Source organism: Nonomuraea turcica (assembly GCF_030718205.1).
In the GTDB taxonomy this organism is placed as follows: domain Bacteria; phylum Actinomycetota; class Actinomycetes; order Streptosporangiales; family Streptosporangiaceae; genus Nonomuraea.
Genome location: NZ_JAUZQF010000003.1, coordinates 653,445 through 676,275, shown reverse-complemented (window position 1 = coordinate 676,275; position 22,831 = coordinate 653,445). Strand labels below are relative to the sequence as shown.

Here is a 22,831-nt window from a genome sequence, read left to right as displayed (position 1 = left end):
TGACGGTCATGCGGTTTGGGGTGCTTGGCCCGCTGATGGTGTGGGACGCGGACGGCGTGCCCGTCACGATCCGTGGGCTGAAGGTCCGCGCGATCCTGGCCGACCTGCTCCTGCACGAGGGCCACCCGGTGTCGGCCGACCGGCTGGTCGACGACCTGTGGGGAGACGACGCCCCCGCCAATCCATCGGCCACGCTGCAGGTCAGGGTCTCGCAGCTGCGCAAGGCGCTGGGCGATCGGAAGCTGGTGGCGCACCGGCCCGCAGGCTACCTGCTGCAGGTGGAGGCGGACGCCGTGGACGCGCGCCGGTTCACCGAGCTCACCAAGCAGGCCCAAGCGGCGAAAGACCCGGGAGCGCGGGCCGCGCTGCTGGCCGACGCGCTGGCCCTGTGGCGGGGCCCGGCGTTTGCCGATTTCGCCGACGAGGAGTTCGCCAGGGCGGCGATCGCCCGGTTGGAGGAGCAGCGCCTGACCGCCGTGGAAGCGCACGCCGAGGCCCGGCTGCAGCTGGGAGAACACGCCCTGCTCGCCGGGGAGCTGACCGACCTGGTGGCGCGGCATCCGCTTCGTGAGCGACTGCGTGCCGTACACCTGAAGGCCCTGTATCGGGCCGGACGGCAGAGCGAGGCACTGGACAGCTACGCCGACCTGCGCGAACGGCTCGGCGAGGAGCTCGGCCTGGACCCCAGCCCCGAGCTGGCCGAGTTGCAGCGGGCCATCCTCGCCCAGGACCCTGACCTCGCTCCAGCGGTACGGCACGCCACCAACCTGCCCGCTCCGCTCACCGAGCTGATCGGACGGGACGAGTCATTGGCCGCGGTATCCGCACAGCTCGGGGCGAATCGGCTGGTGACGCTCTGCGGGTCCGGCGGGGTGGGCAAGACGCGGCTGGCCGTGGAGACGGCGGGCCGGCTGGTCTCCGCCCACGCCGACGGTGTCTGGCTGGTCGAGCTGGCCTCCATGCCCCGGTCCGGCGAGGTGGCCGAGCTCGTGATGGCGGTCATGGAGATCCGCGACCCGGGCGGCGAGCCGCTCTCGGCACGCGACCGGCTGGCGCGTGCGCTGCGCAACCGGCGGGTGCTGCTGGTGCTGGACAACTGCGAGCACGTCGTGGACCAGGTGGCGGATCTGGCGGAGGCGCTGCTGCGGGCAGCGCCGGCACTCCGAATCCTGGCGACGAGCAGGGAGCCGCTGGCGCTGCCTGGCGAGGTGGTGTGGAACGTGCCGCCGCTGGAGCAGGACAGCGCGGTCCGGTTGTTCGCGGCCAGGGCGGCGGCCGCACAGAGCGATTTCCGGCTCGACGACTCGACCGCCCCCGCCGTCTCGTTGCTGTGCAAGCGGCTGGACGGGATCCCGCTGGCGTTGGAGCTGGCCGCCACCAGGGTGCGGGCGCTGGGCGTAGACGGCCTGGTGGAGCGGCTGGACGACCGCTTCAGGCTGCTGGCGACCGGGCATCGGGGTGCGCCTCCCCGCCAGAAGACGCTGACCGCCATGATCGACTGGAGTTGGGAGCTGCTGACCGAGCAGGAGCGGCTCGTGCTGCGCCGCCTGGCCGTACACGCCGACGGGTGCATCCTGGAGGCGGCGGAGGCCGTGTGCCCCGGCGACGTCGTGGCCGCCGATGACGTCCTCGACCTGCTCGCCCGCCTCGTCGACAGGTCGCTGGTGGCCAGGGCGGGAAACCGGTTCCGCCTGCTGGAGTCCGTCGCCGCTTACTGCGTGGAACGCATGCGAGAGGCGGGCGACCTGAATGAGGTACGGCACCGCCACCATGCTTATTACACCGATCTCGCTGAACGAGCCGCCCCCCACCTCTACGGCCCCGACCAGCGCCAGTGGCTTGGCCTGCTCGACGCGGAGGCCGCCAACCTCCGCGCCGTCGTGGACGGCGCTCACCCGGACCTGACCCTCCGTCTCGCCAGTGCCCTCACCTGGTACTGGTACCTCCGCGGTCGCCCGACCGAAGCCAGTCGCTCACTCGAAACCGCCCTCACCGCGGCGGATGGCGGGGTGCGGTCTGTGGCGATGGCGTGGCTTATGGGCATCTCCGTTCTGAAGGGCGGGAGTGCCGAGTGGGTGGCACGCCGGGAGCAGGCAGCGGAGGTGTTCGCCGGAGAGCTGGGCGAGCGGGCCAGGGCCGCGTGGTTCCTGGCCTTCGCGCTGGTGAACCTGGGTGAGATGGAAGCGGCTGAAGACCTGCTCGACAGGGCTCTGGAGGCCCTGCGCGCCGCGGGCGACCGGTGGGGTGAGGCGGCGGCGCTGAGCACTCGCGCCCAGTTCGCGCACGTACGCGGCGACCTGACCGGACTCGAGCGGGCAGCGACCAGAAGCGCGGAGTTGTTCGCCGACCTCGGCGACCGATGGGGTCAACTGCAGGCATCGGGCTGGCTGGGCGGCCTGGCAGAACTGACCGGCGACACCGACCGCGCCGCCAGGCTGCACGAGGAAGGTGTGCACATGGCGGAGGAGCTGGGCCTGTGGCCGGAGGTCAGCGGTCAACTCGCCTGGCTCGGCTGGACCCACGTGCAACTGGGCGACTACGCGAAGGCCTGGAAGCTGTGCGAGCGCGCCCTCCGCCTCGCCACGGAACAGGACTACGCGGGCGGCGAGATCCTCGCCGAGATCGGCCTCGGCTACGCCGCCCGCAGGCAGGGCGAGCTCGATCTCGCCGAGGAACACCTCGGCAACCTGGTACGGCGGGCGAAGTCAGGAGGCGGCGCCGAGCCCCTGTACCTCTCGATGGTCCTGGTCGAACTGGGCTTCACCGCCGAGGAACGCGGCGACGCCGAGGCCGCCCGCGCCCTGCACCTGGAGGCGTACAGCGCGGCACGCAAGCTCGACGCCCCGCACAGCGCGATCTCCGCCACGGAGGGCCTGGCCGGGGCCGTGGCCCTCGCGGGCGCCCACGCCCACGCCGCCCGGCTCCTCGGCGCGGCTGCTGCGTCCCGCGAGGCCACCGCCCTCCCGCAGTCCCCAGCGGAACGTGCCGACGCCGACAGAATCGCCGCAACCTGTCGCCAGATCCTGGGCGAAGAGATCTTCACCACTGAATACACCGCCGGCCGCCACCAGACCCTGGACGAGACGATCACATGAGCACGTCGTGGTCCGGGAGGGCGGGGAACAATGACAGCATCGGAGTGGCGGGCGCTGCGCCGTCTCTCGCATCGCCCGCCACGGATGATCGGTTGATGAGGGAGGGTTAGGGCTGCTTGGCGAGGCAGGCTTGGGTGCCATGCTTACCCCGCTCGAATGCGTCGATGCGCTGTTCAGCAGTGCCGTGATGATCTATGTCCGCTTCGGGAAGATCGTCGGAGATGCTTTCGAGAGCGTTGGCAATCCTCTCTGGATCTCTGCGATCCCATTCGAGTCGACCCTGATAGAGGGATCCGATGAGTGCCGCGCCGGCGAAGCAGTCAGCCTGGAGCTCGTAGCGGTAGCCCATCTGGGCTCTCTGGTGCGGGCGGAGCCGCTCTTGGATGGCGTGTCCCCATTCGTGAGCGATCGCCACGTAGGGAAAGGTGTTTCCGTCCCGCTCCGGGTTTCCTTTGATGTAGTTCTTGTCCCAGGCGATGTAGTCGTCCGAGGAGCAGTAATAAACGTTGTTCGGCTTCAGCCGCTCGTCACCGCACATGGGCGGATCAGCGGGATGGTACGGGCCCCACACCGTGGGAGGCTTGTACCGGCCGGTGATGTTTTTCTCCCAGAATGAGCTGACGATCTGCACCGCGTCCCTTTCGGTTTTGCCCATACGGAGGCGCGTCTGCGGGATGGACGTGGACTCGCCGGGCTGCTGCAGGATCGTCAGCTCGGACGGTTCCTCGTCGGCGGTGGAGCCGGGAGCCGAGTCCGGAGCCGAATCCGAGTCGCTGGACTGGGATTCCGAGTCGCTGGACTGGGATTCCGAGTCGCTGGACTGGTCTGCGGGGTCGGGTTCGGTCGGCCTCGCCCCCGTACCCGTCCCTGCCCGGCTTTCCGTAGCGGGTGCGGCTGTGGATTCGGATTCGGTGGGCGTTTCGGCGGCCAGCGCCGGTGACGCATAAGCGAGAGCGGCAAGAAATGCCGGGCCGAGCAACATGAGCCGTTGCTTCTCGTTCATTCCATCTCCTTTTCCCAGGGCTACGACCTGCGTCTTCGCCTTTCGGGTTGCGGAGATCTCCTTCCGAGATGTGCAGACCGCCAATGAAGCGGCCGTCCCCTCATGGTTGGCAGCCGGGTTCGGCCATGTCGATGGCTCTTGACCCAGTCGATCCGCCTCTTTAACGACATGCTGGAGCATTCGGCGAGCCGGGACATGCTCACTTGACCGTCGTCCTGGCTCCGATTGGCCGCCCCGAACCATGACTGGAGACCAGGGACACACCGTGGACCACAAGCCTCGGAACGCCTGTTCGAGTGCTGATCGTTGATCTGCAGGGCGGCCTGCGGAGGAAGGGAGCGATGCAGTTCATCGAGACCAGCATCATCGGCGTCCAGTTCGCCGTTCTCACCTTCCGGCGCCAGGCTCGGCGATTGCGTTCCTTTTCGTCCCCATGGTGCACGTCGCCGAACAGGCTGAAAAGGCGAGACGCGCTTCTCAAGCTCCTGGCGAAGGTGGCCGACTCCTTGCGGGCACGCGGGATAGAGGTGCCCTCCCGCAAGCAAGGGTGATCCCGCGCCTGCCAAGAGATGTGGGACCGCCTGATGGCTGTCAATGCCAAGGCCGTCTTCTTCGCCAGCTGGGCAGCCGCCCGGCGCATGCCCGATGGCGGCCGCATCGTCAACCTGTCCATCCTCGGCACCGTGCAGGCCACGCCCGGCAGCGCGGTGTAAACGGCCAGCAAGGGCGCGGTCGAGCAGATCACCCGCGTCCTGGCCCGCGAGCTGGGCCTGCGCGGCATCCCCCGGACACCCGTGCGGCAGTGGACGGAGTATTGACAGCCTTCAGCCGTCCAGGATCACGTAGACTACGCGCCCCCGGTGGCCCGATGCCTTCGTGATCACGTGCTTAAGCGTCCCAGCGCTGGTTGGCGCCGCCCCAGCAGGTGTACTGCTGGAGGCGAGCGCTATTTGCCGTCGACTGGCCGGACACGTCGAGGCACTTGCCCGAGTGCCGGGCGACGATCTCGACGTAGCTCGTGCCGGACACGGTGCGGAGTTGCCACTGCTGGTTGGTGCCGCTGCCGCACGTGTACTGGATGACGGCCGCGTTGTCCGCGGTGGAGGCGTTGTTCACGTCGAGGCACTTGCCGGAGTGCTGCGCCACGATGTTGTGGTAGCCGTTGCCCAGATCGCGCAGTTGCCACTGCTGGTTGGCGGCCCCGGTGCAGGTGTACTGGATGATCTCGGCGGCGTTCGCGGTCGAGCCCTGCAGGACGTCGACGCACTTGCCGGAGTTCTGGTTGACGATCTGGGTCGTCGTTGCGCCACCGCCGCCGTCGACGGCGTCGCCCCAGCCGTAGCGCAGGCGGTTCGCGCCGGACTGGTTGCGGATCGTGAGGTTGAGGTCGGTGCCGCTGCCGCTCCTGGCGTACATCGAGTACCAGTCGTAGCCGATGTCGCCGGGCTTGCCGCCGATGGCCGGCCAGTAGGTGCCGCCCATGGCGTTGTCCCGCATCACCTGGGTGACGGCGCGGATGTGGCGAACGAAGTTGTCCGTGCTGTTCGCGTCGGCGTAGTTCAGGCCGTTGTTCATCGGAGCCCCGAACTCGGTGACGACCGCCCGCGAGGCGCAGTTGCCAAGGCGGGTCTGGACGTGGGACCTCCAGCCGTCGTACGTGTTCGCCGAGTAGAAGAACGCGTAGTGGTGGAACGAGAACAGCGTGCCGGCGAAACGCGAGTCGTTGCACAGGTCACGGAGGTCCTGGCTGTAGCCGGTACCGCCGACGAGCACCCGGTTCGACGGGGCCGAGTAGTGGTAGTCCAGCCAGTCGGCGGCGAGGTTGCGCCACTCGGCCGAGCTGTAGCCGTGCGGCTCGTTCATCGGCTCGAAGTACACGAGGCTGTTCGATCCGTACTGGGAGGTCACGGTCGACCACATCGAGTTCCACGCCGACAGGTTGGTGATGCGGCCCCCGGAGGCCGCGCCGTCCTCCCAGTACGCGAGGATGACCTTCCACCCGCGCGCCGTGGCGGCGTCGACGGCGCCGCGGTAGGCGTTCCACCAGGTGGTGCCGACGGTGTGGGTGTTGATCGGCAGCCGGACCGTGTTCACGCCGAGTGTCGACTGCATGTCGTCGTACAGCGCGTTGGCCTTGGCCTGCACCGTGGCGTAGCTGTCGGAGCCGCTCAGCCCGTCGACGACGAGCGGGCCGGTGCTGAAGTTGTCGCCCAGCACCGCCCAGTTCATGCCGCGGAACTGACTGGTCGCGGCCGCTGCGGGCGTCGTCCATAAGCTCACCGCGGTGATCGGCAGGAGCACCAGGGCTGCCAGTCCGGCGAGCAGCCGCCTGGCTCGGGATGTGTCCATGAGGGAACCTTTCTCGTGCGTCGTCGCGGTGGTCTGCTCACGGGCCGGAAGGTCGCGTCGGCCGATCCGGCCGAGATGGTCCTGGTGCCTGGCGTAGTCGCGCGCGGTCGAGCGGGCACGACGAGACGTGGTGCTTGTCATGGTTCTCCTTGAGGGCATGCACCATGGACCGGCGGCACTGCCGGTTTGTGCACGCTCACGGCGTGATCGTTGACGCCCGCCCGGAGAGAAATCCGTCTACCAAGCCCAAGTTAGCGCTAACACATCGCCGAGAAAAGAAGCAAAGCGGCGTCGCCCGGGGCCTCGGTGAGCGCCCGGGTGAGCCGGTCGAGTTCGGCCAGGTCCGTACGGGCCTCGCGCAGGGCGTCGTCGAGACATCGCCGCAGCCAGCGGCACACCGGCCGCGAGAATGATCAGAAAACGTTTCATGACGTTCCTCTCGCTGAAGTTCAGGTCGTCAGCTGTTGGGGTGCGTCTCACTGTCGTTCGCGGCCGACACCCGGCACATCAGTCAGTTGACGGTCAGCACCGGCGAGCCGCTCCGGGCGCACGTCACACGCGCTGCGGCGCAGTCAGCGGGCCGCGTACGGGGGCATGCGCGCAGCTCTCCGGCCCACGGCCGGGCGGTGCCGCCCGTGCTCACGTCACCGATTGAAGAGTTGAATGGCTTAACGCGCCGAGGCGCGCACACGACTGCCACGCAAGGCCAGGCTGCCCGCCGGCCAGCGCCGTTGTGCTGCCGAACGACGGTCCGGCCGACTCCGGAATTTCGTGGTCAGCAGCAAGGGTGTACGCAGCCGGGGGCTCATGTGGAGCGCCCTGTCGACGGTCGCGATCGGTCTCCTGACCACCGCCGTCGCCACGCCCGCCCTCGCGGCGGACAAGCCCCCCCAAGCACGCCCCGGCGTCGGGACGGGCGTGCGTGGTCACTGCCTGAAGGCACGATCCCTCATGGAACGCGGGCAACATCGCCCTTCTACAGGCGAACGACGAGCAGGGCGACGTCGTCGCGGGCGCTGCTGACATCAAGCTCGGCCAGGAGGGCATCGGCGAGGTGTTCGGGGTCGAGCCGGCTGGATCGGGCGAGCGCGTCGGTCAGGCATGCCAATCCGACGTCGATGTCCCGGCCGCGGCGTTCGATGAGCCCGTCGGTGTACAGGACGAGGGTGTCGCCGGCCGTGTAGGGCAATTCTGCCTGCGGGCGGGTGACGTGCTCGGGGCGGGCGCCCAGCGGAGGATCGGTGGCCTCCTCCAGCAGCACACAAGCCCCGTCGCGGTGGAGCAGGACGGGCGGTAGGTGGCCGGCGCTGCTGTAGGTGATGCGGCATCGTGTGGTGTCGATCACGGCCTTGACCGCCGTGGTGGCCAGCGCCCCGTCAAGCGAACGGGCGTACAGGCCGAGCACTTCCAGCGCCGCGGCCGGCTCCTGCACGGCGCGGATCGCGGCGCTCAGCGCGCTGCGCAGCATCCCCATGGTCGTGGCGGCTTCCAGACCGTGACCTACGACGTCGCCGACCGCGACGGCGAAGCAGCCGTCCGGTAGGTCGACGACGTCGTACCAGTCGCCGCAGACGTTCAGCATTCCCACCGCGGGCAGATAACGGACCGCGATGTCGGGGTGCAGGTCCAGATCGGGGCAGCGGAGCATGGCCTCCTGAAGGGCGAGCGCGACCTGGCGTTCACGGGCGTGCGCCTGGCGCAGTTCCGCATACAACCGCTGGAGTTCTTGTGCCCGGGCATAGAGTTCGGCCTGCATCACCTCCTCCCGCAGCCTCGCCCCGCGGCCGTCTGCGGCCCGCTCCGGACCGCAGAGCGGACCAGCTCCGTCACGTCCTCGACCCGGTGAATGATCCACGACAGCCTCCCGTCCGGCGCCAGGACGGGGGTGTTGATCGGGCACCACCAGCGTTCCTCGAACGTTCCAGGGGAGCCGGCGAGGGGGATGTCGTACTTCTGCAGCCCCATACTGTCCGGTTTCTGGGAGGCCAGCACCCGGTGCAGCGAGGCGCGCAGGTTCTGCACCCCGTCGGCGTTGGGATCGCCGGGGTTATCGGGGAATGCGGCCAAGATGTGCTGCCCGATCAGGTCCTCGGCGGTACGGCCGGTCGCGCGCAGGTAGGCCTGGTTCACATCGACGATCACCAGGTCCGGGTCCAGCACCAGGCAAGGGGACGGCGTGGCGGAGAACAGCGCCGCGTAGTCAATCCACGGACTGATCGATTGTCGTGTGCCGGTCCTGTGCGGGCTGGTAAACCTGCCCATACATGCACCCTATAAGGCGTTTTGCCTGGTCATCACAGATAAGACCTGGGGCAGGACGCCGCTTCACGGAGATTTTGCGAGGAGCCGTGGCCCCACCGGGCACGCATGACAGGCGCCGATCGCGGGTGCTCGATGTCTGCCGTCAATGGCGTATCGCCGTTTCCACCGCGCCCCCGCGGCCGGCGTTCGGTTCGTCGTCGCGTACTTGCGCGGCCGTGATGGCCACGGTGGTGACGATGTCGGCGACGGTGGCACCGCGGGACAGGTCGTTGACGGGCTTACGCAGTCCTTGGAGCACCGGTCCCACCGCGACGGCGCCTGCGCTGCGCTGGACAGCCTTGTAGAGGTTGTTGCCGGTGTTGAGGTCGGGCACCACGAAGACGGTGGCGCGCCCGGCCACCTGGCTGTCCGGCATCTTCGTCCGCGCCACCGAGGGATCGACCGCGGCGTCGTACTGGATCGGCCCTTCCACCAGCAGGTCGGGACGGTGCTCGCGGACCAGCAGGGTTGCGGTGCGAACCTTGTCGACGTCGGCGCCGGCGCCCGAGGCGCCCGTCGAGTACGACAGCATGGCGATCTTGGGGTCGACGCCGAACAGGGCGGCGGTGCGGGCCGAGGAGATCGCGATGTCGGCGAGCTGCTCGGCGGTCGGGTCGGGGTTGACCGCGCAGTCGCCGTACACCAGCACCCGGTCGGCCAGGCACATGAAGAACACGCTGGAGACCAGTCCCAGGCGCAGGATCTCGAACGCCGGCCTGATGGTGTGCGCGGTGGTGTGCGCCGCGCCCGAGACCATGCCGTCGGCCATGCCGGTGTGCACCATCAGCGTGCCGAAGTAGGACACGTCGGTGACGGTGTCGCGGGCCAGCTCGACGGTCATCCCCCGGTGCGCCCGGACTCTGGCGTACTCGCCGGCGAACCGCTCGCGCAGCTGCGCGTCGAACGGGTCGAGCACCCTGGCCTGCTCCAGATCCAGGCCGAGTTGGGCAGCCTGCTCCCGGATGCGTTCCTCGTCGCCGAGCAGGGTGAGCTCGGCCACGCCACGGCGCAGCAGAACGTCTGCCGCGCGCAGGATGCGCGGCTCCTCGCCTTCGGGCAGCACGATGTGCCTGCGCCGGGTACGCGCCCGGTCCAGCAGCTCGTACTCGAACATCAGCGGAGTGACGACGTCGGTCTTGGCGATGGCCAGCCGATCGAGCAGCAGTCGGCCGTCGACGTGCTCGGCGAACAACCGCAGTGCCGTGTCGGTCTTCCCACCGGCTTCGGGCGTGAACTGGCCCTCCACCGCCGACAGACGGGTCGCGGTGTCGAAGGTGTCGTGGTCGGTGGCGATGACCGGCAGAGGAATGGCCATGCTGCGCAGCAGCCGGTCCACCGGGGCGGGCAGATCCGTGCCGCCCGTCATGATCACCGCCGACAGCGTGGGGAAGCCCGGCGCGGCATGCGCCGCGATCAGCCCGGGCAGCAGCGCGGCGGCCCGATCAGAGGGGATGATCACCGCTGCGCCCTCGGTATAGCGGTCCAGGATGCCGGGCAACGACATCGCGCCCACCATCAGGGCGCTCGCCTCCCGGCCGAGCCCGTCGCGCTCGCCGAGGAAGAACCTGCCGTCGCAGGCGCCGAGCAGGTCGGCGACGGTGGGCGCGCGCAGGGAGGGGGCCTCGGGCAGCACGAACACCGGCGTGAGGTGGTCGATCGCGATGTGCTCGGCAGCCGCCCGGGTGACCACGACCGCGAGCTCCCTGGCGTGGTGCTGCGCCAGTTGCCGGGACGACAGCTCGACCGCGGCGGCGATCTCCGCGACCGTCCTGCCTCTCCCGCTCACCACGCTCAGGACCGGCGTTCCCAGGTCCGCTGCCAGCCTGGCGTTGAACTCGAACTCGGTAGGCGCGCCCACGTCGGTGTAGTCCGTCCCGACCACCACCACCGCGTCACACCGCCCCGCGAGCGCACGGTAGCGGGCCACGATGTCGCCGGCCGCACGTTCGGCGTCGGCGTGCACCTCGTCGTAGGTGACGCCGGCGTACGTCTCGTAGGGCAGGGCGAGCTGGAACCTGCTCCGGAGGGTGTTGATCAGGTTGTCCTCGCGTCCCGCCCGGACCACTGGGCGCAACACGCCCACGGTCTCCACCTGCCGCGACAGCAACTCCACCATGCCCAGGGCGACCGTGCCCTTGTTGCTTCCGGCCTCGCCTGCCGCCACGTACACCGCACGCGTCATGTTCACCATTATCGGCACCTTACGCCGGACTCCTGGGACGTTCATCGCGCTGGTCTTCGCTCTCGCCGTGCCGTTCTGGCTGGTGGGAGCGTTCGCCGGGCGCTTCTGGCGCCCTGGCGACGGACGCGGCTCGACGGCCGCCGGCCCATCACCATCCGCACCGCCGACCGAGTGGGGGAGATCCTGCGCCACCCAGGCCCGCAAGACCGCCCCAAGGCCGCTACGCCTTCTCCATGTGAGCCCTCTCAAGCGGGCCCGCCGCAAGAACGTGGCCGGTAAGGCCGCGGCGATCCAAGCCGCTCTGCGAGCCGAGCACCTGGGAGGCGGTGGCCGCCGCATACGCCGCCTCTGTCCAGGCACGCACCCCGCCGATTTCCCCAAGGACCGCAGCAACGTTGCCACCCGCATCGTCTGACCTCCGGCCCGAGGAAACCCGGGCCATCTGGCCCCGCCAGCACCGCCATCCGGCAACTACGCGACCCCCGATGCCGCGACGAGGAGCAGGACTTCGATGAGGACGACCCCTGGTAGAACGCCGCCCTGGAACGTCTCGGAGGGGGCCGTCCGGCGAATGGAGCGCGGTCGAGTGTGTGGTGGGAGTGCGGCGATGCGCGGAAGGAACTTTGACGAAAGCTGTCGCGCTGTCCCTACCAGCGATCTCCTACCCGGGTTCCTCAAGGAGAGTCGGCCGTCACCTCATTGACCGGGCTACGGGCGCGTTGCCCGGTCAGAACCCGTACGGCCTCTTCTGCGGCGATACGCCGCACTGTCGTGATGGCCTGCTCGGAGTAGTAGGCGGCGTGGGGCGTGACGATCACGTTGGGCAGCGTGAACAGGGGGTTGCGGGGGCGCCAGCCGCGCTGTTTCGCGGGCTCCTCCTCAAGGTCGTCCAGTGCTGCGCCGGCGATCCATCCCTCGGTGAGTGCCTGGTAGAGCGCCGCATCCTCCACGATCGGGCCGCGCGCGGTGTTGATGAGGATGGCGGTCGGTTTCATCCTGCGGAGCGTCGTACGGTCGAAGGTGTGGTGTGTCCTGGGGGTGAGCGGCGCCTGGATCACCAGGTAGTCGGCGCCTTCCACGAGTTCGTCGAAGGACACCGGCCGCACCTGGCGCGATCGGATCTCGGACTCGTCAAGAAACGGGTCGTACGTCCAGACCTCGACGCCGAATGCTCTCGCGCGTTCGGCGATGAGCTGTGCGATGGAGCCGAAGGACAGCAGCCCGAACACCCGTCCCCGCAGCCGCCAGATCGGCTCCCCGCTCTGCCACTGCCAGACGCCCTGCCGGGTCGCCTGGTCGTATGCGCAGATCTTGCGGGCGGCGGCGAGCCAGAGCGCGACGGCATGGTCGGCGACCTCCTCGGCGCACCACTCGTTCGGCGCGTTCGTGACCTGGATGCCCCGCCGGGTCGCGGCGTTGACGTCGACGATGTCCACGCCCGTGCCATAGCGAGCGATCACCCGGCAACGGGTGAACGCGTCAATGGCACGGGAACCGACCCGAGCGTACTGGGTCAGGACGCCATCGACGTCCCGCCCCTTTTCGATCACCTCGTCCTCGCTCTTGCACTGTGCGGCGAGGAGCTGGAATCCGGCGCCCTCGACGATCTCGCGTTCGATGTCCACGTCGCCGAAGTCGGAGTCGGCGATCATGATAGTGCCTCTGGCGTCAGTGCGAGTCACGGGGAATCCCCTTGGTGTGTACGAGATCCTGGTAGGACAGGGCGAGTTCCAGGCAGCCCCCGCTGTCCAGCTGCCCGACCGTGGAGCGGTAGATCTCCTGCCACGGCGTCTGGTTGTCGAATACCGGAGGTGTGTAGTGGGCCCACCGCGCGGCGATCTCCTCATCCGGCAGCAGGACGTCGACGCGCGCGTTGTCCAGGTCGATACGGATGCGATCGCCGGTGCGCAGGATGGCGAGATTGCCACCGGCCGCGGCCTCGGGGCTGGCGTTGAGGATGGACGGCGCGTCCGAGGTGCCGCTCTGGCGGCCGTCACCGAGTGTGGGCAACCTGGTGACGCCCCGCCGGAGCAGTGCGGCGGGGATCTCCATGTTCACGACCTCGGCCGATCCCGGATAGCCGATCGGCCCGGTGTAGCGGATGACGAGGATGCAGCCTTCGTCGATGCCCAGTTCGGGATCTTGGATGCGGGCATGGTAGTCCTCGGGCCCGTCGAAGACGATGCAGCGATAGTCGGACACCGCGGGGAGGTCGCCGGTGAGGACCGAGGTCTTCATGACCGCGGAGTCGAACAGGTTGCCCGTCATGATGAGAAGTCCGCCGCGCGCGGCGAGCGGCTCGTCGAAGGGACGGATGACCGTCGGATCGGAGGGCGGGGCATCCGCCAGGTTCTCGGCCACGGTACGGCCGGAGACGGTCACGGAGTCGCCGTGCAGGCGCCCTGCTGCCAGCAACGACCGCATGACGGCGGGGACGCCGCCGGCGCGGTAGAAGTCCTCACCGAGGAACTCACCGGCGGGGGCGACGTTCGCCAGCACCGGGATGTCGGCTCCGACGCGTTGCCAGTCCTGGATGGACAGTGGCACCCCGACGTGTCGCGCGATGGCGTTGATGTGGATGGGCACGTTGGTGGATGCTGCGATGGCCGCGGCGACCACGATCGCGTTCTCGAAGGCCTGCCAGGTCATGATCTTACGCGGGGTGAGGTCCTCGCGCACGAGGTCCACCGCCCGGCGGCCTGTGTCGTAGGCCATCTGCGCTCGCCGGCGGTAGGGGGCCGGGATCGCCGCGCAACCGGGTAGGGACATGCCCAGGGCCTCGGCCAGGCTGTTCATCGACAGCGCGGTGCCCATCGTGTTGCAGTGACCAATGCTGGGCGCGGAAGCGGCCACGCGCGCCATGAATTCGTCGTAGTCGATCTCCCCGGTGGCGAGCATCCGCTTGGACTGCCAGATCACCAGCCCTGACCCCGAGGCGGCCATCCGCCGGCCCTGGTGATAGCCGTTGAGCATCGGCCCTCCGGACAGGACGATCGCCGGGATGTTCACCGTGGCCGCTGCGGCCAGGCACGCGGGCGTGGTCTTGTCACAGCCTGTCGTCAGAACGACTCCGTCGAGGGGATATCCGTAGAGCACCTCGACCAGCCCGAGGTAGGCGAGGTTGCGATCCAGGGCGGCAGTCGGGCGCTTACCGGTCTCCTGCAGCGGATGGACGGGAAACTCGAGCGGTATGCCCCCGCCGTCGCGGACCCCGTCCCTGACCCGGTCGGCCAGGGCGAGGTGGTGGCGGTTGCAGGGAACGAGGTCGCTACCCGTCTGGGCGATGCCGATGATCGGCCGGCCGGACTGGAGTTCGGCCGGGGTCAGCCCGAAGTTGAGAAAACGTTCGAGATACAGAGCCGTCATCTCCGGATTGCCCGCGTTGTCCCACCAGGCCTGGCTGCGCAGGCCGCCTGTGGCGCGCTCCGTCGACGGCATCAGCTGCCCCTGACCGGGGCAGGCCCGTCCGATCCGGCCGGGTATTCAACAAGCGGCACCAGGTCCCTGGACCAGGCCGACATGACCGGTGCGAGGACCCGCCAGGCCTCTTCGGCCTCGTCGCCGCGGATGGACAGGGCGGCGTTCCCGTGCAGCACGTCCAGCAACAGCCGGCCGTAGGCAGGCAGCTCGGGGGGCGTCGGCTGCGCGGCGAGGGTGAGCGGGGTGAGGTTGTGCGCCCCGGCGCCGACACCGGTCAGCGCCAGGGTCATGCTCTCCGGCTCCAGACCGAAGCGCAGCACGTTGGGCGCCGCCTCCTCGTCGAAACCGGCGGGCAGGTGCGGCACGGGCCGGAACCGTACGGCGACCTCCTTGCGGTCATGGCCGAGCGCCTTGCCGGTGCGCAGCCGGAAGGTCGTGCCGGACCAGCGCCAGCTTTCGAGCTCCAGCACTACCTCGGCGAAGGTCTCGGTACGTCTCCCCGGGTCCACATCCTCCTCCTCGGCGTAGGCGGGAACGTCACGATCTCCAATGCGGCCGGCCAGATAGCGGGCACGGCGGGTGCGGCGTACGACATCGTCGTCCGTCAGAAGGCGTACCGAGCGCAGCACGTCGATCTTCCGGTCGCGCAGGTCGCGCTCGCCGAGGCTGAGCGGCGGTTCCATGGCTACCAGGCAGAGCACCTGCAGCAGGTGGTTCTGCACCATGTCCTTGAGCGCCCCGACCCCGTCGTAGTAGCCCGCCCTGCCCTCCAGGGCCAGGGTCTCGTTCCAGACGATCTCCACCTCGGAGATGTGCGCGCTGTTCCAGATGGGCTCCAGCACACGGTTGGCCAGCCGGCTGCCGAGCACGTTCTGGACGGTCGTCATGGCCAGGAAATGGTCGACGCGGAACACGGCCTGCTCGGGCACGACCCCCATCAGCAGCCGGTTCAGCTCCACCGCGCTGTCGAGGTCTTCGCCGAACGGCTTCTCCAGCACGATCCGGCTGCCCGGCGGCAGGTTCGCGGCGCCGAGGGCGGCGACCGCGCCGGGGAAGATCGCCGGCGGGAGGGCGAGGTAGACGGCGACGGGCCCGTCACCGGCGACGAGCGAGGCGATGTCAGCGGCGTTGGTGGCGTCCGCCTGCTGGTATCGGGCGGAGTCGGCGATCGCCTTCCTGGCCTCGCCGGGCTCCGTCGCGGCGTGCCGGTCGAGCTGGGCGGACGCCCAGCGGCGGAACTCCTCGTCGGTCCAGTTCTGCCGGTCGGCGCAGGTGGGTTCGAACCGGTCGGCGAGGTGTCCGGCCGCGCGCAGGGCGGCCAGGGCCGGCAGCAGATAGCGGGCATTGAGGTCGCCGGTGGCGCCGAAGACGATGAGCCGGTTGATCATGCCGTCATGCCTGCCTTCACTCGTACGAGGTTGACGCCGCTGGCGATGATCCCGATGTGGCTGAACGCCTGCGGGAAGTTGCCCATGAACGCGCCCGTGGCCGGGTCGATCTGCTCGGGCAGCAGCCCGACGGGGTTGGCGCGGGCGCACAGCGACGCGTTCAGCTCCTCGGCCCGGCCCATGTGGCTGTGCAGGATCAGGTTGTCGACCAGCCAGAAGCTGCACAGCACGAAGGCGCCCTCGGCGCCGGGCAGGCCGTCGGGTGAGTGATCGTGCAGGTAGCGGTAGTGCAGGCCGTCACCGGCCGACAGGCGTTCGGCGATGGCCGCGGTGGTGGCCTCGCTCAGGCACTGTGCCTCCTCGTCCCAGGACTGGTCCAGGATGAGCCGGCGGAGCTTCTCGGCGGTGGCGCGCCAGGTCGCGATCGGCCCGGACGTGCCGAACGCTTGCATCGTGCCCCCGAATGTTCCCCCATGTCCAGCGTCTCCAGCGTCGCCGAGAACGCCGCAGACATGCCCAGCTCTACCCCGTCGATCTCGGCGTTTAACTTCGGGCTCTTCCCCGTGGACTGTCCGCGGACCCCGCGCAATGACGCGTCTACCGGTTTCATAAGCGAACGCCTATGAAGCACTGCCTCCGGCCGAACGCATCCAGGGTGAACACCGTTTCGTAGGTCGGTGCAAACGGGTGGCTGAGTGAAACAGCCCTCTGAAACGAACAGCTACCTGGACGACGGCCGTGATCTCATTGCGGGCGTGGGGCCCGACGACCGCCCCGTTGTGCTGCGCTTCGACCGCGAAACCGGCTGGATCTTCGTGATCTCCTGCGACGATCCCGCCTGTGCCCGGGCACGCATCGGGCGGCCCGTCCGAGATTTGCCCGATGACGTCGCGGGCCGAGTCGGCGCTGCCATGGTGGTCCGGGCCGACGGCCGGCCGCTGATCGCCTGGATGGACGTCGCGGACGAGGACGACTGGGACCTGGTCGTGACCAGGCCCCTCACCCTGCAATAATGCGTCAGCCGCGTAGGCCGGGCACGCCGATGACGGTCCGACGCCATACTCGCCCGGTCGCGCCAGCATGGAGGCGCCCTTCGGGACCGGGCCGTCGCCGGGCAGCCGCGCCCGGCCGCATGGGAAACTGCTGCGGTGACCGCACGACGTATCGCCTACCAGGGCGAGCCCGGCTCGAACTCCCACATGGTGTGCAAGCACCACTACCCCGACTGGCAAACGGTGCCGTGTGCGTCCTTCGAGGACGTGTTCGCGGTGGTGGAGAACGGGGAGGCGGAGCTGGCGATGATCCCGATCGACAACTCGATCGCAGGCCGGGTCGCCGACATCCACCACTTCCTGCCGACCTCGGACCTGTACATCGTCGGCGAGCACTTCCTGCGCATCCAGTTCAACCTAATGGCGCCGCCGGGTGCGACCCTGGACACGATCAAGGCCGTGCACAGCCACGTGCATGCCCTCGGCCAGTGCCGCCGGATCATCCGCGAGCACAAGCTGGTGCCGGTGATCGCCGGTGACACCGCCGGCGCTGCGCGCGAGGTGGCCGAGGCGGACGACCCGACCCAGGCGGCGATTGCGCCGCCACTCGCGGCGGAGATCTACGGCCTGCACATCCTCGCCCGCGACGTCGAGGACGAGGAGCACAACACCACCCGGTTCGTGGTGCTCAGCCCGGACTTCGTGCAGGCACCGCGCGGCGAGGGCCCGGTGGTCACCTCGTTCGTCTTCAACGTCCGCAACCTGCCGGCCGCGCTCTACAAGGCGCTCGGCGGGTTCGCGACCAACGGCATCAACATGACCAAGCTGGAGAGCTACATGGTCGGCGGCCACTTCGCGGCCACCCAGTTCCTCGCCGAGGTCGACGGGCACCCCGAGGACCCCGGCCTGAAGAACGCGCTGGAGGAATTGGCGTTCTTCACCACCGACGTGAAGATCCTCGGAGTCTACCCAGCCGGCCCGTCCCGCACCGACTGAATCTCGAGACGGGCGCCAGAGCGCCATCCTCGATCAAGCGGTCATCGGCCTAGATGATCAAGTCCGATGTGTTCAGTGATCGAATGCGATCAGGGAGCGCGTAACTGGCTGGCGTTCGGCGTCGAGGTCGAGCATGGCCTGCAGTACCCCGGACCGTTCGGGGGCTACCACCAGGTGCCGTCCGCCCAACGGCTGTGGATCTGGGCCACCGACGTGGAACAGGCCCGCAAGGACCTGCCCCTGGCCTGACCTGGGATGAGCGGCTGGCCCTACCACCCGTGGGAGGGCTGGCCGTCCTCTGGTTCGGGGGTCGCCAGGCTGGGACGGAACCGCGCCGATTCATAGCGTCGGGGCTGTTCCGTCATCGCGGCTTCCGCTTCGAAAGGCGTGCCGATGCCCGCAGTCCTTGAACCAGCCCGTACGGCGGTCCGCCGCCTGCACCGCCCGCTCCTGCTGATGGTCGCCTCGATGGCACTGCTGCTGGTCGTCTCGGCCGTGGGCATGGTGGCCGACGACCGTGTCCTGCTCGGCGCGCCGGTCTGGGGGAAACCCCTCAAGTTCGCCGTGTCGTTCATCGTGTACGGCCTGACGCTGGCCTGGTTGTTGACGCTGCCGCACAGGGCGAGCCGCTGGACCTGGTGGATGGCGACGCTGCTGGCCGTCACCGGCATGCTCGACGTCGGCGTCGTCGTGGTCCAGGCGGCGCGCGGTACGTTCAGCCATTTCAACCAGGCGGACGACCCGTTCAACAACGTCATCCAGTTGATCTTCGGCGTGGGCGTGCAGCTGCTCATGCTGGCGAACTTCGTCCTCGCCGGGCTTCTGATCTTCCAAAGGGTCGGCGACCGCGTGCTCACCTGGGCGATTCGCGGAGGCCTGACCTTCGTGATCGCCGGGATCGGCCTCGGACTCCTGATACCGGTGAGGTCCAGCGAGGTGTGGACGGCCAAGGACGCGGCCGGGCACGCGATCCCCCTGGCCGCCCAGCACAACGTGGGCGTCCCGGACGGCGGTCCCGGGCTGCCGCTCACCGGCTGGAGCACGGTCGGCGGCGACCTGCGCATCCCGCACTTCGTCGGCCTGCACGGGCTGCAGGTCATGCTGGTCGTGGCGCTGGTGCTCGGATTCCTGGCGAGCCGGGTAACCCTGCTGCGCGACGAGCGGACCCGGGCGCGCCTGATGATCGTGGCGGCCGCGGCGTACGCGGGCCTGATCGTCCTGGTGACTTGGCAGGCGCTGCGCGGCCAAGCACTGATTCACCCCGACGGCCAGACGCTGGGCGCCCTGGCCCTGCTCATGGCCGCCACGACGGCGGCGAGCTGGGCGGTCCTCGCCGCGGGCGGTTCGCCGGGCCCGCGCCGGGTGGTTCGGTCGGTGACCTGATCGACGCCGGGTCATGCCCTGCTGACGGCGCCTCTTCTCATGATCGCGGGAGCGGGATGCGTCGCGCTCACACATCTGGAAGTACATCGCCACTCCGTCCTCGAAGAAGGGCGGGCCCGGGCGCGACCTGCGGTTGCCTGCGCCCGTTGCCAGCGGTGCCGCACCCTTCTGCCCAAGGACTCATAGCTTTCTTCGATTTCTGGAGAAAGGGTATGGGCAAGTCCGGATATCTCGCCTTATATTACGGCGCAGAGCAGCGTTAACCCCTTCACGTTCCAGCGAATGAGACCCGGCATCCGCCGACGGATCACAGCTGTCCCGGCGATGCCGTACCCCGCCACCCCGCCGAACGCGGCACCCTCGCCGAGATGGGACAGCTCATGCGGAAATTATCCCTGTTACCCGCCTTACTGATCACCGCACTCTCAGGCCTCGTCGTACCCGCTCAAGCGCACGCGGCGGTGCCGCCGCAGGAGCCGGGCATCACCCTGCGCACCTACGACGTCCAGGTCGAGCTGTCCAAGCTCTGCACGCTCAAGCCCGGTCAGACACCCAACGTGGACAAGCTGATGCCCACGATCGACTGGACCTCCGACGCCGACTTCGGCCTGACCGACAAGTTCGTCACCGAGGTCATCGGCAACATCTCCATCGCCGCCGCAGGCACGTACGAGTTCCGGCTCACCAGCGACGACGGCTCCCGGCTGCGCATCGACGACACCGTCGTGATCACCAATGACGGGCGGCACGGCCCGATCGCCGTGGACGGCATGATCACCCTGACCACCGGCTACCACGCGCTGCGCGTCGACCACTTCGAGCACCTGTACGGCCAGCAGCTCAAGCTGGAGTGGAGACCACCTGGATCCGCGGAGTTCACCCTCGTACCGAACTCGGTGCTGAGCACGGACGCGGAAGTGGTGCGGGTCACCGCCCCCGGGCGCAAGGAGTGCGAGAGCGGCGCCGACTCGCCTGGCGACGGGCTGCCGATGGAGTCGGTACACCCTGACTTCGCGCTCACCGACCTGCGGCCGAACGGTTTCCAGCCGCAGGTGACCGCGATGGACTGGCTGCCCGACGACCGGTTGGCGATCGCCACGTGGGGCGGCTCGGAAACCAAGCTCGGCGAGGTCTACCTGCTCGACAACGTCACAGGCAAGACCTCAGCCGCGCAGGTGACCGCCAAGAAGATCGCCGGCGGGCTGCAGGAGCCTATGGGCATCAAGTACGTGGACGGCAAACTCTACGTGTCGGAGAAGTCCCGGCTGGTGGAGCTGAACGACACCAACGGCGACGAGGTCGCCGACAACCTCAGGACCGTGGCGAGCTGGCCGTTCGGCGGCAACTTCCACGAGTTCGCATTCGGGCTGCTCTACCGTGGCGGCCACTTCTACCTCAACCTCTCCGTCGCCATCAACTACGGTGGCGCCACCACCGACCCGCAGCCGGCGCGGGACCGGGGCACGACCATCAAGGTCAACAAGGCCACCGGCAGGGTCGAATACATCGCCGGCGGTCTGCGCACGCCCAACGGCCTCACCTGGGGTCCGGAGGGTGATCTGTTCGTCACGGACAATCAGGGCGGCTGGCTGCCCGCCTCGAAACTGGTGCACATCAAGAAGGACCGGTTCTTCAACCACTACACCAACCCTGCCGGCCCGTTCGACAACAACCTGGTGAGCCCGCCCGCGCTGTGGCTGCCGCACAACGAGATCGCCAACTCCCCCAGCACCCCGCTGGTCATGAGGCAGGGCAGGTTCGCGGGACAGATGCTGTTCGGCGACGTCACCTACGGCGGGATCCAGCGGGCCTACCTCGAGAAGGTCAACGGCGAGTACCAAGGCGCGGTCTTCCGCTTCACCCAGGGACTCGAGGCAGGGGTCAACCGGATCAGCCTGGGGCCCGACGGCGCCATCTACGCCGGAGGTCTCGGCGCCGGCGGAAACTGGGGCCAGCCGGGCAAGCTCACCTACGGCCTGCAGAAACTGACCCCGGGCGACGACAAGGCGTTCGACATCCTGAGGATGCGCGCGATCGAGGGCGGCTTCGAGCTGGAGTACACCCAGCCGCTGTCGGCGGAGACCGCCACGTCGCTGGCGTCCAAGTACCAGGTCACCCAATGGCGGTACGCCGCCGCCTCCACGTACGGTGGCCCCAAGGTGGACGAGGAGCCGCTGACCGTCACCTCCGCGAAGCTGACCTCCGGCGGAAAGAAGGTCACGCTCAAGATCGCGGGTCTCAAGCCTGGGCGCGTGGTGCACCTGCGGTCGCCGCGCCCGTTCAGCTCGGCCTCAGGGCAGCCGCTGTGGAGCACCGAGGCCTGGTACACGCTCAACTCGCTGGTCGGCGGCCCGGCGACGGACACGACGTACGAGGCGGAGAGCGCGTCACACAGCGGCGGCGCGAAGCTGGGCACCGACCACCTCAGTTACTCGGGAAGCGGCTTCGTCGACGGCTACTGGACGGCGGGCGCGGCCACGCAGTTCGCCGTACGGGCAGCCGAGGCCGGCACGTACCACGTGGGCCTGCGCTACTCCAACGGCCCGCACCCCGCACCCGGCACCAAGTCGCTGAGCGTGTACGTCAACGGAACCAAGGTCAGACAGGTGCCGTTGCCCACCACGGAAACGTGGGACCTGTGGGCCACCCAGGTAGAACCGCTCACGTTGAAGGCAGGCGCCAACACCATCGCCTACAAGTACGACAGCGGCGACATGGGCAACGTCAACCTGGACTCCATCACCGTGGCCACGCGACCGGTGCTCGAGGCGGAGAACGCCTTGCTGCGCGGTGGCGCGAAGGTGAGCACGAACCATCAGGGCTACACCGGCAAGGGCTTCGTCGACGGCTACACCGCCACGGGCGCGAGCACGTCGTTCACCGTACGGACGGACTCACCCGGCATGCACAACGTCGGGCTCCGCTACGCGGCCAACGCCGGCACGTCGGTGAGCGTGTACGTCAACGGTGACAAGGTCAGGCAGGTGGGGCTGGCCGCCACCGGCGGCTGGGACGCCTGGGCAGTCCAGACCGAGGCGCTCAACCTGAAGCGAGGATCGAACAGAATCGCCTATAGCTACGACTCCGGCGACACAGGACAGCTCAGCCTCGACCACCTCACCATGTCGAAGGCGCAGCGGATCATGCTGTTCGACGGGTCCAGCCTGGCGGCGTGGGAGAAGCGGGCCGGCGGACCGGCGACCTGGCCGATCGCGAACGGCTCTATGGAGTCCTACGGCGGCGACATCCGTACCCGGCAGACGTTCGGCGACTTCAAGCTCCACGTCGAGTGGTACGAGCCGGACTACCCACCGGACGTGACCGGGCAGCAACGCGGCAACAGCGGCGTCTTCCTCCAGGAACGCTACGAGGTGCAGGTCCTCGAGTCGTACGGTGACACCACACCGGCTGCCAACGAGGCGGGCGCGATCTACTCCAAGCGCGCGCCCGACCGCAACATGGCCACCGCCCCGGGAACCTGGCAGACCTACGAGATCACCTTCCGCGCGGCCCGCTACACCAGCGCGGGAGTGAAGGTCGACAACGCGCGGGTGACGGTCGTCTGGAACGGCGTCGTGGTGCACAACGACGTGGCCATCGACGGCGGCACAGGCGACAACATCCCGGAGAGCGCGGCCTGGGGCGGGATCCGCCTCCAGGACCACGGCGACCCCGGCGAGAATCCCCGCTTCCGCAACGTCTGGGTCGAACCCGTCACCTGA

General features: G+C 68.9%; 18 protein-coding genes. 9 read left to right on the top strand and 9 right to left on the bottom strand.

Going from position 1 to position 22,831, the window contains the following annotated elements; genetic code table 11:
- Positions 1 to 8: 8 nt before the first annotated feature.
- Positions 9 to 3,095 carry a BTAD domain-containing putative transcriptional regulator gene (locus Q9G87_RS11810; RefSeq protein ID WP_305916318.1) on the top strand — a complete coding sequence of 1,029 codons (3,087 nt, stop codon included), beginning with the start codon at positions 9 to 11 and terminating at the stop codon, positions 3,093 to 3,095.
- A 106-nt stretch (positions 3,096 to 3,201) separates the two neighbouring features.
- Here Q9G87_RS11810 and Q9G87_RS11805 read toward each other — a convergent pair whose 3' ends face one another.
- Positions 3,202 to 4,098: a neutral zinc metallopeptidase gene (locus Q9G87_RS11805; RefSeq protein ID WP_305916317.1), complete on the bottom strand. Its 897-nt coding sequence runs from the start codon at positions 4,096 to 4,098 to the stop codon at positions 3,202 to 3,204.
- A gap of 341 nt (positions 4,099 to 4,439) precedes the next feature.
- Between Q9G87_RS11805 and Q9G87_RS11800 the strand changes: the two genes are divergently transcribed.
- Both Q9G87_RS11800 and Q9G87_RS11795 read left to right on the top strand, forming a co-directional pair.
- On the top strand, positions 4,440 to 4,649 hold the full coding sequence (locus tag Q9G87_RS11800) for a hypothetical protein (protein WP_305916316.1): 210 nt from the start codon (positions 4,440 to 4,442) through the stop codon (positions 4,647 to 4,649).
- A gap of 18 nt (positions 4,650 to 4,667) precedes the next feature.
- Complete coding sequence (locus Q9G87_RS11795) at positions 4,668 to 4,811, top strand: SDR family oxidoreductase (RefSeq protein ID WP_305916315.1); 144 nt, start codon at positions 4,668 to 4,670, stop codon at positions 4,809 to 4,811.
- Between the two features lie 175 nt (positions 4,812 to 4,986).
- Here Q9G87_RS11795 and Q9G87_RS11790 read toward each other — a convergent pair whose 3' ends face one another.
- From Q9G87_RS11790 to pta, 4 genes are all read right to left on the bottom strand, one after another.
- On the bottom strand, positions 4,987 to 6,588 hold the full coding sequence (locus tag Q9G87_RS11790) for a ricin-type beta-trefoil lectin domain protein (protein ID WP_305916314.1): 1,602 nt from the start codon (positions 6,586 to 6,588) through the stop codon (positions 4,987 to 4,989).
- Between the two features lie 835 nt (positions 6,589 to 7,423).
- Positions 7,424 to 8,203 carry a PP2C family protein-serine/threonine phosphatase gene (locus Q9G87_RS11785; RefSeq protein WP_305916313.1) on the bottom strand — a complete coding sequence of 260 codons (780 nt, stop codon included), beginning with the start codon at positions 8,201 to 8,203 and terminating at the stop codon, positions 7,424 to 7,426.
- A complete protein-coding gene (locus Q9G87_RS11780; RefSeq protein ID WP_305916312.1) occupies positions 8,203 to 8,709 on the bottom strand; it encodes a PAS domain-containing protein in 507 nt (168 codons plus the stop codon). Before Q9G87_RS11780 ends, Q9G87_RS11785 begins: the two co-directional genes overlap by 1 nt.
- Positions 8,710 to 8,851: 142 nt before the next feature.
- A complete protein-coding gene (gene pta, locus Q9G87_RS11775) occupies positions 8,852 to 10,930 on the bottom strand; it encodes a phosphate acetyltransferase (protein WP_305916311.1) in 2,079 nt (692 codons plus the stop codon).
- Between pta and Q9G87_RS11770 the strand changes: the two genes are divergently transcribed.
- Positions 10,929 to 11,345 carry a hypothetical protein gene (locus Q9G87_RS11770; protein WP_305916310.1) on the top strand — a complete coding sequence of 139 codons (417 nt, stop codon included), beginning with the start codon at positions 10,929 to 10,931 and terminating at the stop codon, positions 11,343 to 11,345. The two genes, pta and Q9G87_RS11770, sit on opposite strands and share 2 nt — an antisense overlap.
- Positions 11,346 to 11,604: 259 nt before the next feature.
- Here Q9G87_RS11770 and Q9G87_RS11765 read toward each other — a convergent pair whose 3' ends face one another.
- The 4 genes from Q9G87_RS11765 to Q9G87_RS11750 are packed head-to-tail and all read right to left on the bottom strand — an operon-like array spanning position 11,605 to position 16,190.
- On the bottom strand, positions 11,605 to 12,612 hold the full coding sequence (locus Q9G87_RS11765) for a C-terminal binding protein (RefSeq protein ID WP_305916309.1): 1,008 nt from the start codon (positions 12,610 to 12,612) through the stop codon (positions 11,605 to 11,607).
- A complete protein-coding gene (locus Q9G87_RS11760; RefSeq protein ID WP_305916308.1) occupies positions 12,599 to 14,368 on the bottom strand; it encodes an IlvD/Edd family dehydratase in 1,770 nt (589 codons plus the stop codon). Before Q9G87_RS11760 ends, Q9G87_RS11765 begins: the two co-directional genes overlap by 14 nt.
- Positions 14,368 to 15,738: a glucose-6-phosphate dehydrogenase gene (locus Q9G87_RS11755; RefSeq protein ID WP_305916307.1), complete on the bottom strand. Its 1,371-nt coding sequence runs from the start codon at positions 15,736 to 15,738 to the stop codon at positions 14,368 to 14,370. Before Q9G87_RS11755 ends, Q9G87_RS11760 begins: the two co-directional genes overlap by 1 nt.
- A complete protein-coding gene (locus Q9G87_RS11750; RefSeq protein WP_305916306.1) occupies positions 15,735 to 16,190 on the bottom strand; it encodes a glycoside hydrolase family 15 protein in 456 nt (151 codons plus the stop codon). The genes Q9G87_RS11755 and Q9G87_RS11750 overlap by 4 nt, the downstream gene beginning before the upstream one ends.
- Positions 16,191 to 16,433: 243 nt before the next feature.
- Here Q9G87_RS11750 and Q9G87_RS11745 point away from each other — a divergent pair, with 243 nt between their 5' ends.
- The 5 genes from Q9G87_RS11745 to Q9G87_RS11725 all read left to right on the top strand — a co-directional run bounded on the left by Q9G87_RS11745 (position 16,434) and on the right by Q9G87_RS11725 (position 22,831).
- Positions 16,434 to 16,751 (top strand): hypothetical protein, encoded by a 318-nt coding sequence (locus Q9G87_RS11745; protein ID WP_305916305.1) that lies wholly within the window; start codon positions 16,434 to 16,436, stop codon positions 16,749 to 16,751.
- A gap of 135 nt (positions 16,752 to 16,886) precedes the next feature.
- Positions 16,887 to 17,726 carry a prephenate dehydratase gene (locus tag Q9G87_RS11740; protein ID WP_305916304.1) on the top strand — a complete coding sequence of 280 codons (840 nt, stop codon included), beginning with the start codon at positions 16,887 to 16,889 and terminating at the stop codon, positions 17,724 to 17,726.
- 75 nt (positions 17,727 to 17,801) lie between these two features.
- Positions 17,802 to 17,975, top strand: coding sequence for a hypothetical protein (locus Q9G87_RS11735; RefSeq protein WP_305916303.1), 174 nt, complete (start codon positions 17,802 to 17,804; stop codon positions 17,973 to 17,975).
- Between the two features lie 144 nt (positions 17,976 to 18,119).
- The gene (locus Q9G87_RS11730) at positions 18,120 to 19,109 is read left to right on the top strand and encodes a hypothetical protein (RefSeq protein WP_305916302.1); all 990 of its coding nucleotides are present in this window, start codon (positions 18,120 to 18,122) and stop codon (positions 19,107 to 19,109) included.
- A gap of 380 nt (positions 19,110 to 19,489) precedes the next feature.
- Complete coding sequence (locus Q9G87_RS11725) at positions 19,490 to 22,831, top strand: family 16 glycoside hydrolase (protein WP_305916301.1); 3,342 nt, start codon at positions 19,490 to 19,492, stop codon at positions 22,829 to 22,831.